Below are 13,822 nucleotides of genomic sequence, written 5' to 3'. Positions count from 1 at the left end.
TTAAGCTTGGATAGATTCAATACGAACTTTTGTGAACGGTTGACGATGGCCTTGACGACGACGGTAGTTGGATTTAGCTTTGTATTTGAATACTAAAACTTTTTTACCTTTACCATGTTCAAGAACTGTACCTGTAACTTTTGCACCGTTTACAAGAGGAGCGCCAACTTTAACGTCGCCGTCATTCACTACAGTCAAAACTTCTTCGAATGTTACGGAATCGTTAGCAGCTGCTTCCAATTTTTCGATAGTAATTACATCGCCTTCAGCAACGCGATATTGTTTACCACCAGTTTTAATAATTGCGTACATGAGAACACCTCCTTGTTATCGAACTCGCTGAATTCGGTATCCCGACCCGAACATCGGTCGGGCGTTTAAACCTGCTTCACGCGGATTGCAAAGTTCAGTAAACCGAACTAATACTGATATAGTATATCGTATTTACACATCCATGTCAAATACAAATCCCTTAACATACGCTCAGTTTCTGATATTTTCATATATACAACCTTTAAAATTCTCCGATAATCCCAAGGTGTTGCAAGAGTATCTTCGTCCCGATAAGAATTAGGACGCCCCCACCCAGTATGTCTGCATATTTTCCAACGAATTGCCCCATGAATTTACCTAAATATACCCCAATTAAAGATATACCAAAGGTAATAACACCAATCATTATCGATGCTTCCCATACATCGATTGGTAAAAAAGCAAAGGTCAAACCTACGGCCATCGCATCTAAGCTTGTTGCAACGGATAACATCATCATTTCCCAAGCACCGAGAAATTGCTTATCATCGTCTTCATCAGTTTCATCGCTAAGTCCTTCTCGTATCATAGCAATACCAAGATAGCCAAGCAGACCAAAGATAATCCAATGATCCCACTCAGAGATAATATCGATAAATTGACGACCTATAAGCCATCCAATTATAGGCATAAGGAACTGAAAGAGACCAAACAGAAACGCTAAGGTCACTTTCCGACCATTCTCTCCGACAGGCATAGTCAAACCTTTACCGATAGATACACCAAATGCATCCATGGCTAGACCAATACTGATTAATATAATTTCAATAACAGACACGATACTCACCTATCAACAAACTAAACTACTTACTTATTCAGCTACAGCCATCAAGGAATACCCTTCTCTACTAATTTGTGGATTGACAACGATGGAAATGCTACGACCAATAGAGTTTCCTAAATCTTCAAGAACAGATTTCGTCAAATACTGAGCCACTTCAGGATGAACTTCGATTTCTAGATTAGACTTAATACGTCCAGACTTAAATAACTCACGAATACGACGTACAATCTGCATATACACAGTTCTACCAGACAGCATATAGCCTGTGCCCCCACATTGAGGGCAAGTATCAAACATCAATGTTTGTAAACCTTGGCGTGCCCGTTTTCGAGTCATTTCTACTAATCCAAGCGAACTAATACCACAGACAACGGTTTTCATCTTATCTAGTTTAGCCTGTGCACTCAACAATTTGAGGAGCTCTTGTTGATGCTCTTTATCTTTCATATCGATAAAATCAACAACAATAATACCTCCTATATCGCGCAAGCGTAGTTGGCGACAGATTTCTTTGGCCGCCTCTTTATTAACTGTGAAAGCTAGATCTTCTAGTTTGTTAGATTTGCCAGTATAGTGAGCCGAGTTCACATCAAATACAGTAAGGGCCTCCGTATGATCGATACGAATAGAACCACCAGAAGGAAGATTAATATCACGAGAGATAAGATCCTCTAATTGAGGTTCAATGTGATTCGCTTTAAAAATAGGCATACTATCTCGATGGCGTGTTACTTTGATTTGTTGCGATGTAGGCCCATGACCTAAAAGATCTAATAGTCGGGATTCCCCCATGTCGGAATCGACGATAATTTCCTCTACATTACGATGTGCATAATCGCGCACAAGGCGAAACCAAAAATCCGCATCACTGTATAGGTCTGTCCCACTTTTAGCAACTTTAAAACGTTTTAATACATGTTGCCAAGTACGCCACAAGTAATCCATATCGCGAGCAATTTCTTCTGCACTAGCCTTAGCAGCCGCAGTGCGGATAATAAATCCACAACCTTCTTTCACATAAGGAGCTGCCAACTCTTGCAATTTAGCACGTACAAATTCATCGGTAATCTTTTTAGAAATATGCATACCTTCAGAGTATGGTAGTAACACCATAAATCGTCCCGCTAAGCTTACATCGGCTGTAACGCGTGCCCCCTTACCAAGCATTTCTTCTTTCACCACTTGAACGAGGATTTGTTGTCCCACAGATAAGCGCGGTAATATTTTCTGTTCCTTACCTTGTTGGAGGTTTAAATAGGCATTTTGCGAGCCTCCAATATCTACGAAAGCAGCTTGCATTCCATTCAATACATTTTTAACAGTACCCTTGTATATGTGGTTTGCCATATGAAACTCATCGGTACGTTCCAAAACAAAATCAATTAGCTGTTCATTCTCATCAATGACGGCCATGCGAATTTCCTCACGCATAACATTAACTAAAATTTTATGCATCTTTTCCCTCCCTTCCTATATAGTTCAGATTCAAAATATTGTAATAAAACGCTTAGCTCTAATCTAAAAAATTAACACTAATAATTAATATCTAGTGGAGTAAAACGACCATCTTCGTTTTCTACCATAATTGCTTTACGATGAATTTCATAACTAGAAGTAATAGGCCAATTATATTGATTTTTACCAAGATCCCATACTTCACTTGGTTTTATAGTACCTTGTGGATAAATACCAATTCCCATAGTAAGGGTAACTATACCATCTTTTACAGATGCTATAATCGGTTCTTTTACAAATTCCTTCACATCGATAATACGAGTCTTTTTAGGGGTAACCTTTTCATAAGAAATTTCACCAGCTTCATTGAAAGGCTTGAGTAAAGCTCCCCAATCCACATCCTGTTCTGTGACAGGTCCAGTTACTTCGTAAATTGCATAATTGCAAATAGCCATCATTTTTTTAACCTTATCAGGCATAATCTTACCATCTAGGACCTCAAGTCCACGAGGAGCCACTGCATTTAATCGCGCCATGATAGACTCTAAGCTATCATCTTCCAACACATCCATATCAATATATTCTGCTTCTGCCGTTACACCTAATGCCAATGCAGAAGAAAAACTAATTTTCATATGCGGATTAAAGCCCTCAGAATAGGCCATTTTAATGTTTGCACGGCGAATCATTCGCTCTACGGCTTGCGCAAAATCGAGATGCGACAAGAATCGTAACTCTTCGCCTTTATGTAAGGCCAAACGTAATTTTTTCAACTCTGCCACCCTCCTTATAATCTACAATAGCCGTATCCAATTCAGGGCATACATTACAGCCCTTACATGGTCCACGACGGCAATCTGGTGTTATCTTTTCAGCAACAGCTTGTTCCCATTCGCGTTTTAAAAACGCCTTGCTCACAGTACAATCCAAATGATCCCAAGGTAATGGTTCATCAAAATCACGAGTGCGACGTGCATAATACGCAGGGTCAACGCCACAGTTTTCAAAAGCTTTTAACCAAGTTTCATAACTAAAGAACTCAGTCCAACCGTCAAACTTACAACCTAGATTCCACGCTTCTACTAATACCTTAGATAATCTACGGTCTCCACGGGCAAATACAGCCTCCATATAACCAGTATATCCATCATGATAATGATAGGAGATATTTCGGTTATTAATAAGTGATTTTAAATATTTCTGCTTACGATGAATTTCTTCTACATCCTGTTGACCATACCACTGATATGGAGAATGTGTTTTTGGTACGAAGAACGACACACTAACAGTTACGCTACCATTGCGCTTACCTGTAATATCACGGTGCAAATCGAGTACCTTATACGCAAGGTTAGCAATACCTGCCAAGTCCTCATCAGTTTCAGTTGGTAAGCCCATCATAAAGTAAAGCTTCACCGTATTCCATCCTGATTTAAAGGCATTCGTACATGCTGCTAGCAAATCTTCTTCGCTAACACCTTTATTAATAACATCACGCATCCGCTGAGAACCTGCTTCTGGAGCAAAGGTAAGCCCACTCTTACGTACTTGTTGTACTTTCTTAGCAATATCAATAGAAAAACTATCAATACGTAATGATGGTAAACTAACACTTACCTGTTTATCTTTAAACTCTTCCATAAGCATATCTACTAATTCTGGCAATTTAGAGTAATCAGCAGAACTTAAACTCATTAAAGAAATTTCATTATAACCAGTATTAGCAATCGTTTCTTTTGCTATTTCTAACAATCGTTCTGGTGTTCGTTCACGAACAGGACGATATAGCATACCAGCCTGACAGAAACGACACCCCCGTGTACAGCCACGGAATAATTCAAGAACAGCACGGTCATGAACGATATCTAAAAATGGTACCACCGGTTTTGTCGGGAAAAATACGTTTTCAACATCTTCTATAATACGTTTTTGAATTGTAGCAGGTACATCTTCAAATCGGGGATTAATGGATTTAAAATCTCCATGTTCTGTATATTCTACATCATATAACGCAGGACAATAGGTACCAGGAATTTGAGATGCTTTTCGCAAAAATGCTTCCTTACCACCAGGGAATCCCTTTGCTTTTTCTGCTTTGAGAAGATCAATAAATTCATCGCCCCACTCTTCAGATTCACCAAGAGAAACAACATCAAAAAAATCTGCAATAGGCTCCACATTATAGGCACAAGGACCACCACATACAAGCAATGGAAAATCCATATCACGATCTTTAGCATACATAGGAATGCCCGCTAAATCCAACATATTAAGAATATTGGTAAAACTCATCTCATATTGTAGTGTAAAAGCAAGTACATCAAACTCCTTTACAGGCGTACGTGTTTCTAAGGAGAACAACGGTATATTTCGTTTGCGCATTTCCTCTTCCATATCGTGCCATGGAGCAAATACGCGTTCTGCTACTGCATCATCACGACGATTAACTAAACCATATAAAATTTTGATGCCTAGGTGACTCATAGCCACTTCATATACATCAGGAAATCCTAGCGCCATAGTTACATCAACAGTATCATGATTTTTCACTATACTGTTATATTCACCACCTGTATAACGGGCTGGCTTTTGGACATGTTGTAACCATGACGTATCTAATTGAACCATACATCCTCCGTCTTTTATGAAAGACTTCTTTCAAAACAATTCCTAACTAAAAAATATATTTTGTACGCTGCATTGATATATTCAATAAAATACCTATGCTTATCATATTAGTTGTCAATGCACTAACACCATAACTGATAAATGGTAATGGTATCCCTGTAACAGGCATAATTCCCATAGTCATACCAGCATTAATCAATACTTCAAAACATAACATAGAGCCAATACCTGTAGCCAATAACATACCAAATCGATCATTACAAGTGTATGCTACTTTTATACTACGATAAATGAGCATAAATAATAGAATTAACACAAAGATGCATCCTATAAAACCTAACTCTTCACCAATAACAGAAAAAATAAAATCTGTGTGATTTTCTGGTAAAAAGTTTAATTGACTTTGTGTTCCATTAAATAGACCTTTACCGAATATAGTTCCGGAACCAATAGCAATTTTTGATTGAATAATATGATAACCAGATCCAAATGGATCAATATCAGGATTCATAAATACAAGAATACGTTGCTTTTGATAATCTTTCAAAACAAACCAAGCTAACGGCAGTAACAAAACCCCCACCGTAGCAATAATACGAACCAATCGCAATCGGATTCCAGAAACAAAAAGCATCCCTATAAAAATAGCTATATAAACTAGAGATGTACCCAAATCTGGTTGCATGAAAACTAGTAAAATTGGTACCCCTACATAGAGTACAGGTATAAGAAGAGACTTAAATGTATCCAACTTGTTATATCGTGACTCTAGCATTTTAGCCATACAAATAATCATCAATAACTTTGAAAATTCTGATGGCTGAATCGTAATTGGACCTACTTGAATCCAACGCTGTGCACCTAGAGCCGAAGTCCCCACAAACACTACCGCTAATAGCAAAATAATTGTCAGAATATATATACCATTAGACCAGTCTCTTAATTTATGATAGTCCATAAATTGAATGCCAATTACAAGTGCTACATTAATAACAAAAAAAATCAGTTGCTTTGCTACCAATGTTGAAAAGTGAAGTCCTGTTTGATTTATATGGGTAGCACTACCGATAGCAACTACGCCCATAGCAACAAGTAACACTGTGCATATAATGATTACCCAATCACAGTCACGCCAAATTCTATGTAACATATTGCACCTACTTCAAACGAACACGACGCCACATACTTTCTTTACCAGAAATAAGTCGATGTTTAGTAGACCAAGAGCTTGTATATATCACCTGTCTATTATCATCCTCAGCATCAGTTACGTCTACAGATTGTGCCAATGTACCCATTCCAGTAATTTTCGTCGGCTTAACTACTGTCATATCTTGAAAACGATCAATAATTTCTTGTTCATCCCAGGCTTCACCCGAAATAATATAATCTACTACAGGAGACAACATATGTCGATATTCTTTTGGTATATCTTGGATAAGCTGCCCCGCCTGTGTTTCATCTAAAATTTGTATATCATAAGGCAAGATAGAGCCTACGTATTCAGCTCCTAACGCATCTAGCATGTCATACATATTAGGCATCTCACGATCAGTATGAACCGCATTAAATATGACTGCATAATCACGATGACCATATTCGCGACAAAATTGAATAGTTCGTGCTGCGTTTCGTAAAGAAACCCATAATGGTTGCGTCACAATCAAAAAGCGATGTGCTAATTCCATAATTGATTCAAGGCCACGACCAATACCTGCTGGACAATCAACAAGTACATAATCATGGGAATCAGCTAAACGATTAACAAATTTTCTATATTTTTTACGCCCCATATCTTCCCAGCGAACACTTTGACTGGCTGGCAAAAAATATAAATTTTTTTGAATTTTCATGACTACATCATCAGCCATGGACTTATCTTCTAATGCATTATAGGCATCAAAACAAACTTCATCTTCTTTTCCCAGTATAATATCTAGATCACGCAAGCCAAAATCACCATCGCAAAGCAGAACACGATAACCTTGTTCGCTAAGAACAGCCCCTACACAAGCTGTTATAGTTGTTTTACCTACGCCACCTTTACCTGAGATAAGACCGATTATATCCCCCATTATATCCTTCCTATTCCTTTTTACTTGGCTTAATATCTTGTGATTCCTTCTTATTAGTATTAGATATCTTTGCAGCAGACTCTTTTTGACTAGCATTAGGAACTTTAAAATATGCACTCAAAATATCTCGTACAATAGGACCTGCTGATCCAGCACCAAAACCACCTTGTTCAACAAGAGCGACTACTACAATCTGAGGCTTATCATATGGTGCATACGCAACAAACCACCCATGATCTCTACCATGAGCATTTTCAGCTGTTCCTGTTTTACCTGCTACAGCTACAGGAAACCCTTTAAATAACTCACCGGCAGTACCACCTTCATTTGTTACATCACGAAGGCCTTCTCGAATAAGATCCATAATATTTTTAGGTACAGGAAGCACTCCTAAATTCTTAGGTCCAAAAATTTCGGCCGGTGTCCCATCAGGATTATCGACGCGACTCACCACATATGGCTGATATCTAATACCACCATTAGCTACCTGACTAAGAAGTACTGCCATTTGTAATGGCGTTACCAAATGAAAAGACTGACCAATAGCGGCATCAAAAGTCTCTCCTAAATACCAATCTTGATCAAAAACTTTTCGCTTGTACTCTGGACTTGCTACGTTACCAGCAGCTTCACCAACAAGGTTAATGCCTGTTTTTTCACCTAAGCCAAAGTAACGAGCATAGGTATCGATATTTTCAATGCCTAAACGATTCCCCATCTCATAGAAATACACATTATCAGACTTAGCTAAGGCGCGATTAAAATTCAACCAGCCTAATGCTTCACCTTCTGCATTTCTCTTATCAATGAGCCAATGTTTCCCACTATCAAAAATCATTTCATCTGGTGATACTTTTTTTAAATCTAATGCAGCTGTACCGGTTACAATCTTGAACGGTGACCCTGGTGGATATTCACCGGCAATCACCTTATTTTCAAAGGGATGACTCTTATCATTATTTAATTGAGTCCATTGCGCTGAAGTAATTCCTTTTGCAAACCAATTAGGATTAAACTCAGGAGCACTCACCATAGCAAGAACAGCACCTGTATTAGGATCTAACGCAACAACAGCTGCACCAGTTGCACCTTGACCACGTAACTGATCCAATTCTTTTTTTACAGCCTCTTCTGCCGCTTTTTGAATATTTACATCAATCGTAAGATGAATATTTGACCCTGGCACTGTATGCTTACGATCAACTTCAGCTACTGGTCGCCCTGATGCATCAACTTCAAGTTGCTTACCACCATCAACGCCGCGTAAAACTGAGTCATACAGTTTTTCTAAACCGGCACGCCCTAAAATAGAGCCAGCACCAACTGTTGTATTCGGATCCTGTTCCTTAATCTCAGCAAGTTCATCTTCACTCACTTCACCAACATACCCAAATAATTGAGCTGCCATAGTTTCATACGGATAATAGCGCAAAGGCTCTACATCAATAGATACACCTGGCAATTCATGGCGATGCTCTTCTATACTAGTAACTACGTCCATAGGAATATCATTAGCAATACGTATCGGTTCATACCCATGCTTATGATCATTTACTTTCTTTTGAATATCTTCTGGCTTTTTATGTAACAATGTAGCTAGCTTAGCTAATTCATCATCATCTAATGGTTTTCCATTAGGCATAATAGAAATAGTATATGCAGGTCTGGAACCAACTAGAATCTGACCATTTCTATCATACATAACTCCGCGAGCCGCCGTCATTGGTACAATACGCAGGCGATTTCCCTCTGCTTTAGCTTGGTAATAACCACCCTCTAATATTTGCATAGCAAATAAACGGAGTCCTAGGATAACGAAGATACCCATTACAATATAGAAAAGCACATCAAAGCGGCTCGTTTTTTTTCTTTTATATAAACTTTCAAGCACCTATGATTCCCCTTATATGCTTTACTAAATCAGCAATACTACCAAATATAATCCTCTTTTTCTTCCATAAGGCCCATCAATTTATGGCCTATACCACCTAATATAGCATTCCAAAATACAGTTGGCATAACCATATGCCCCATATAAGAAATGAAATAGATATCACCGCCACTGGCACTAATCATAAGACATCGTACAATGCCATCTACAATTGTACAAACGCCAATAATTGCACAAGACCAATACCAACGTTCTTCGTAAATACTGCTTTTTAGAAGAGATAGAAGGTATACTACGATAATATATGGAAATAGATGTAATCCAAAAAAGTTGGATATTAATATATCATGAATAGAACCCCCTACGGAGGCGGCAACCAGCCCCATTTTCCGACCTTTAAAAATCGTAATTAAAACAACCGCGGTCAGTATACAATTAGGCAGCCAATTTGTATGAAATATAGCCGGTAATACTTGAGCTTGTATAAAATACAATGCACAACATGCTAAAACTACTGCAATATATCTCATTGATTTATAGCTCCTTTAGCCCCTTGAACTTGATCACGTTGTGTTTGAGGAACTAGTTTAGGTTCTAATTTTGCCTTATCAGGTGATTGTACCGTAGAGGATGTAATGATAAATACTTCCTCCAAACGATTAAAATCAACACTTGGTTGGATAGCCGCATTTTTAACGAAGCCTTCAGTATCATTTGTTAGCGTTAACACATTGCCTACCAACAAACCTTTTGGATAAATACCACCATATCCAGATGTAATCAATTTATCTCCAACAAGTATATCCCCATCACGGGCAATGTTGACCATCATAGGTTCATTAGGATGATTACCATCACCTTTTACTACACCTGCTAAACGTGATTCAGGACGCTGTACAATAACACCAATAGCACTACGAGGATCCAAAATAGTTTGTACACGAGCCGAATTAGGGTATACATCAGTAACAAACCCAACGACACCACTCGGTACTACCACCGCCATATTAGGTTTTATGCCATCATTCTCACCACGATCAATAGTAAACGTATTTGTCCATGTCCCAAAATCTTTAGTAATAATACCAGCCAAAGTCATTGTAAATTCTGTATGCGTTGATTTATAGTTAAGCATTTGACGTAGTCGAATGTTTTCAGCTACAACTTCATCATGATTCAACACCTTTTGTTGTAGGTCAGCAATAGTATTATCCTTATTCTCACTTTCAATCATACCCAATATAGCATTATCAATAATACGTATACCTGTTTGAATCGTTGACAGTAAACGTGCCGAACCATATGTGAATGGAGTTGTAATTTTTTCTAGTGGTACAGTGACAAAAGGAATACTAGTTCGCTGTTTCCACGCAAAACCAAGAAGTGCCATGATAATACAGCCAAGAACAACAAAGATTAATAATTTTCGATCTGATTGTATCATACACGTCCCTTCCTATCCTTTGAATTAATAATAAAGCGAGCTAGTTCTACAATTTGTCCAGAACTACGATGTAGTCCTTGTACAACCTTTAATTCTGGTTCAGACGCTACTTGAACAGGCACCCTAATTTCAGTACTAATTCGCTCTGCTAATCCTTGTAACCGTGCCATACCACCAGTCAAAACAATGCCATGTTGCATGATATCAGCCACTAATTCAGGAGCTGTAACACGAATCATTTGTTGAATAGCATCTAAAAAATCTTCAAGTCGTTTATTAATTACTTGATAGATTTCAGATTGATGTAGAACTGAACGCCTTACAATACCACTCGTCATATCACGACCAGAAAAAGAGAACTCGCAATCTTCTGCTGGTATAACAGCCGACCCTACAGCATGTTTAATATCTGTCACTGTTTGTTCTGATACCATTAAACCAAAACACTGATTAATATATTGCATAATGGCCTGATCTAAATCAGCACCACCAAAGCGTATCGTTTTACTAATAACAGTGCCACCTAATGAGATAATCCCCATATCAGTAGTGCCTTCACCAATATCAATAACCATAGATCCACAAGCATCAAAGATTGGTAGACCTGCACCAATAGCAGCTGCAACAGGGCGCTCAATAAGGAATACCTCACGTGCACCAGCTTGGATAACAGCATCCATCATGGCCCTTTGTTCTACATCAGTCATACCACAAGGAACCCCCACTAGCACTCGAGATCTACGTAGTGTGTTAGACACTTTATGTAAAAAATATTTCAACATAGTATGCATCACACGATAATCTACGATAAAACCATCTTGTAATGGTGTCAAAGGTATCCACATGTCAGGCATACGTCGAACTATACGATCCGCTTCATCACCTACAGCAACAATTTTTTCTAATTTTGTATCAGTAGCCACAATAGATGGCTCACTCATCATAGTCTCTCGCGTGCCTCCCATGACACGTGTCATAGACGTACCTATATCGATACTCACATCTTTTCCGAAAGACGGTAAAATGGAATTCATAATGCTAATCTCCTTCATTACATCATCATTCCATTTTACCATAACTAGCTTAATTTACCAATTTCACTTAAACTTGTAAATTCTCCATCACCAATAACGATATGGTCTAAAACAGGAATGCCCATAAATTGTCCAGCACTCACAAACAACTTGGTAACTCGTATATCATCATCACTTGGTCGACTATCTCCAGAGGGATGATTATGAATTAAAATTATAGCTGCCGCATTACAAGCAATCGCCTTTCTAAATACCACACGCTGCTCTACGAGACTTGATGTGAGTCCCCCATTAGAAATGGTTTCTATATGAATCAATTTATTACGAGATGTCAACATAGCCGCCAATACATGTTCTTCGGTTTCATGCCGTAAACGTTCCATTACATATTGAGCAATAACATAAGGCTGTGAAAAATCTTCATAGGTAGAGGTTATTTTTAACTCTCCTAACCGTCTACCTAATTCAATAGCCGCACAAATAGTGACAGCTTTATCAATGCCAACACCTTTAATTTTTACTAGGTCATCTACCGTTATATGATTTAATCCACAGATACCATCTGTAAAAGAATTAATAATCGTATGAGCTAAATCGATTGATGATTGTCCTTTTAACCCGGTTCGCAATAATATAGCCAATAATTCTTCCATCGCCATTTGTTTAGGTCCTAAAGCAACAAATTTTTCTCGAGGCCGTTGAAATGGCAACATATCTTTTACGCTGATAGTTTTGACTTGCATAGAGTTTCTCCATTTTTATAGTACATAAACATAATCAGCCTCATATACTTCTACATTCAAATTCAAATATATTGTTGTATTTTATCAAAATACTAAATCACTTTGTAATACTTACTCTTTTACACCTAATGCTTTACATAGTTCTTCATATACCTGTTCTACGGGAAGGCCCACTACATTCGAATAAGAACCTTCAATTTTATCGACCCATAGAGCCCCTTTTCCTTGAATACCATAAGCACCAGCTTTATCCATAGGTTCTAAAGAGTCGATATATGATTCGATTTCAAAATCCTGTAACGTTTTAAAATACACCTTTGTTTCATTATGAAATACGATTTCGTGGCCTTTAATGAGCATTGCCACACCAGTAATAACAGAGTGTACCTGGCCAGATAATGTACGAAGCATTACACGTGCCTCATCCTTACTATGCGGTTTGCCTAATACCTGTCCATCAAATACAACAATTGTATCAGCTCCTAATACAATGGCATCATTTGGCACATTATCCGCACAACGAGCTTTACCTAAGGCTTGAGCTCTTACCATTTCAATAGGATCTTTAGTCACCACATTCTTTTCTACATATGAACTCGTAACAACAATATGATCTATACCTACTTGGTGCAATAATTCTGTACGTCTTGGTGACTGACTAGCTAAATATAATCCACTCATTTTTATTCCTGTTCTTCTACTTTATTCATTAAGCTCACATAATAGTCTTTAACATCAATACCTTGTTTTACCGCATCAGCACGTACAGTAGCATAAAAAATAACATCTGCTTCTGGTACACGAATACGATTAGGCACAAATTGTGCTAATTGTTCATAAAACTCATTGTCTGCTTTTAACATAACACGACCATATTGCACTTTTTTACCTTTAGTAATGGAATATACCATAAACCAAATAGGTCTATCATCAGAAGTAGAACATTTTCTATACTTATATCGATATCGTAAATTTGTCAAAAAATCACGATTAAATGCATAAACACCATCAATATCATCATATTTTACAGAAAATATACGCTTTCTAAAAAAGGATTGTTCCCGAATAATAAATTCTGAGTCCGTCAATATATAGGTATAACTACTAACAGCCTGCTTAACAATGACAATTAGTGCTACAATTTCAATAAAATATTCTGAAAGTAATACATGACTCACGGCTATGCTTCTATAAGTAGTAAAGCCCATCGCACTAATCAGCAAAATAACAAATACCAGCACTAATAACTCTGCACTACGAGTACGTTGAGACTGTTCACTATATAAAATATTCATACGTAACCCCTTTCAAAAACGACTTTGCATACTATTTATTATATAGGATTCATCTCCGAAAAACTACAAAAACCCCACTTATACTGTAGTGACCCCAAAAAGTTAGACTTTTATTTCCGAGTAACCTAAACTGGTTGCTCGGAATTTTTTATGCTGCAGTA

14 protein-coding genes are annotated in these 13,822 nt (G+C 37.7%); all 14 read right to left on the bottom strand.

Annotation, left to right across the window (positions count from 1 at the left end):
• The 14 genes from rplU to Q0E20_RS04265 all read right to left on the bottom strand — a co-directional run bounded on the left by rplU (position 1) and on the right by Q0E20_RS04265 (position 13,661).
• Entirely contained in the window at positions 1-312 is a 312-nt protein-coding gene (gene rplU / locus Q0E20_RS04330) for a 50S ribosomal protein L21 (RefSeq protein WP_005377353.1), read from the bottom strand.
• 202 nt (positions 313-514) lie between these two features.
• Positions 515-1,090, bottom strand: a complete 576-nt coding sequence (locus tag Q0E20_RS04325; RefSeq protein WP_295996820.1) for a manganese efflux pump MntP family protein — start codon at positions 1,088-1,090, stop codon at positions 515-517.
• Between the two features lie 33 nt (positions 1,091-1,123).
• Positions 1,124-2,551 (bottom strand): Rne/Rng family ribonuclease, encoded by a 1,428-nt coding sequence (locus Q0E20_RS04320; RefSeq protein WP_295996817.1) that lies wholly within the window; start codon positions 2,549-2,551, stop codon positions 1,124-1,126.
• A 77-nt stretch (positions 2,552-2,628) separates the two neighbouring features.
• Positions 2,629-3,324, bottom strand: a complete 696-nt coding sequence (locus Q0E20_RS04315) for a TIGR03936 family radical SAM-associated protein (protein WP_366509623.1) — start codon at positions 3,322-3,324, stop codon at positions 2,629-2,631.
• Positions 3,296-5,179, bottom strand: coding sequence for a TIGR03960 family B12-binding radical SAM protein (locus Q0E20_RS04310; RefSeq protein ID WP_295996814.1), 1,884 nt, complete (start codon positions 5,177-5,179; stop codon positions 3,296-3,298). Before Q0E20_RS04310 ends, Q0E20_RS04315 begins: the two co-directional genes overlap by 29 nt.
• Before the next feature lie 46 nt (positions 5,180-5,225).
• Positions 5,226-6,329, bottom strand: coding sequence for a rod shape-determining protein RodA (gene rodA, locus Q0E20_RS04305; RefSeq protein WP_295996812.1), 1,104 nt, complete (start codon positions 6,327-6,329; stop codon positions 5,226-5,228).
• Between the two features lie 7 nt (positions 6,330-6,336).
• Positions 6,337-7,254: a P-loop NTPase gene (locus tag Q0E20_RS04300; protein ID WP_295996810.1), complete on the bottom strand. Its 918-nt coding sequence runs from the start codon at positions 7,252-7,254 to the stop codon at positions 6,337-6,339.
• 10 nt (positions 7,255-7,264) lie between these two features.
• On the bottom strand, positions 7,265-9,145 hold the full coding sequence (gene mrdA, locus Q0E20_RS04295; RefSeq protein ID WP_295996809.1) for a penicillin-binding protein 2: 1,881 nt from the start codon (positions 9,143-9,145) through the stop codon (positions 7,265-7,267).
• Between the two features lie 38 nt (positions 9,146-9,183).
• Complete coding sequence (mreD, locus tag Q0E20_RS04290; RefSeq protein ID WP_295996807.1) at positions 9,184-9,675, bottom strand: rod shape-determining protein MreD; 492 nt, start codon at positions 9,673-9,675, stop codon at positions 9,184-9,186.
• Entirely contained in the window at positions 9,672-10,589 is a 918-nt protein-coding gene (gene mreC / locus Q0E20_RS04285) for a rod shape-determining protein MreC (protein ID WP_295996805.1), read from the bottom strand. Before mreC ends, mreD begins: the two co-directional genes overlap by 4 nt.
• The gene (locus Q0E20_RS04280; protein ID WP_295996804.1) at positions 10,586-11,623 is read right to left on the bottom strand and encodes a rod shape-determining protein; all 1,038 of its coding nucleotides are present in this window, start codon (positions 11,621-11,623) and stop codon (positions 10,586-10,588) included. Before Q0E20_RS04280 ends, mreC begins: the two co-directional genes overlap by 4 nt.
• A 44-nt stretch (positions 11,624-11,667) precedes the next feature.
• The gene (gene radC, locus Q0E20_RS04275; RefSeq protein WP_295996802.1) at positions 11,668-12,366 is read right to left on the bottom strand and encodes a DNA repair protein RadC; all 699 of its coding nucleotides are present in this window, start codon (positions 12,364-12,366) and stop codon (positions 11,668-11,670) included.
• Between the two features lie 111 nt (positions 12,367-12,477).
• On the bottom strand, positions 12,478-13,047 hold the full coding sequence (locus Q0E20_RS04270) for a nucleoside triphosphate pyrophosphatase (RefSeq protein WP_295996800.1): 570 nt from the start codon (positions 13,045-13,047) through the stop codon (positions 12,478-12,480).
• Between the two features lie 2 nt (positions 13,048-13,049).
• Positions 13,050-13,661: a hypothetical protein gene (locus Q0E20_RS04265; protein WP_295996797.1), complete on the bottom strand. Its 612-nt coding sequence runs from the start codon at positions 13,659-13,661 to the stop codon at positions 13,050-13,052.
• Between the last annotated feature and the right edge of the window lie 161 nt (positions 13,662-13,822).

Origin of the sequence: uncultured Veillonella sp. (genome assembly GCF_934230905.1) — a bacterium.
In the GTDB taxonomy this organism is placed as follows: domain Bacteria; phylum Bacillota; class Negativicutes; order Veillonellales; family Veillonellaceae; genus Veillonella.
This window is presented reverse-complemented; position numbering and strand designations above follow the sequence as displayed.

Excerpts from the sequence above, each read along its gene's own strand:
- radC (WP_295996802.1), bottom strand. The coding sequence starts at position 12,366 with ATGCAAGTCAAAACTATCAGCGTAAAAGATATGTTGCCATTTCAACGG.
- Q0E20_RS04320 (WP_295996817.1), bottom strand. The coding sequence starts at position 2,551 with ATGCATAAAATTTTAGTTAATGTTATGCGTGAGGAAATTCGCATGGCC.
- rodA (WP_295996812.1), bottom strand. The coding sequence starts at position 6,329 with ATGTTACATAGAATTTGGCGTGACTGTGATTGGGTAATCATTATATGC.
- mreC (WP_295996805.1), bottom strand. The coding sequence starts at position 10,589 with ATGATACAATCAGATCGAAAATTATTAATCTTTGTTGTTCTTGGCTGT.
- rplU (WP_005377353.1), bottom strand. The coding sequence starts at position 312 with ATGTACGCAATTATTAAAACTGGTGGTAAACAATATCGCGTTGCTGAA.
- Q0E20_RS04280 (WP_295996804.1), bottom strand. The coding sequence starts at position 11,623 with ATGAATTCCATTTTACCGTCTTTCGGAAAAGATGTGAGTATCGATATA.
- Q0E20_RS04300 (WP_295996810.1), bottom strand. The coding sequence starts at position 7,254 with ATGGGGGATATAATCGGTCTTATCTCAGGTAAAGGTGGCGTAGGTAAA.
- Q0E20_RS04265 (WP_295996797.1), bottom strand. The coding sequence starts at position 13,661 with ATGAATATTTTATATAGTGAACAGTCTCAACGTACTCGTAGTGCAGAG.
- mreD (WP_295996807.1), bottom strand. The coding sequence starts at position 9,675 with ATGAGATATATTGCAGTAGTTTTAGCATGTTGTGCATTGTATTTTATA.
- Q0E20_RS04270 (WP_295996800.1), bottom strand. The coding sequence starts at position 13,047 with ATGAGTGGATTATATTTAGCTAGTCAGTCACCAAGACGTACAGAATTA.
- Q0E20_RS04310 (WP_295996814.1), bottom strand. The coding sequence starts at position 5,179 with ATGGTTCAATTAGATACGTCATGGTTACAACATGTCCAAAAGCCAGCC.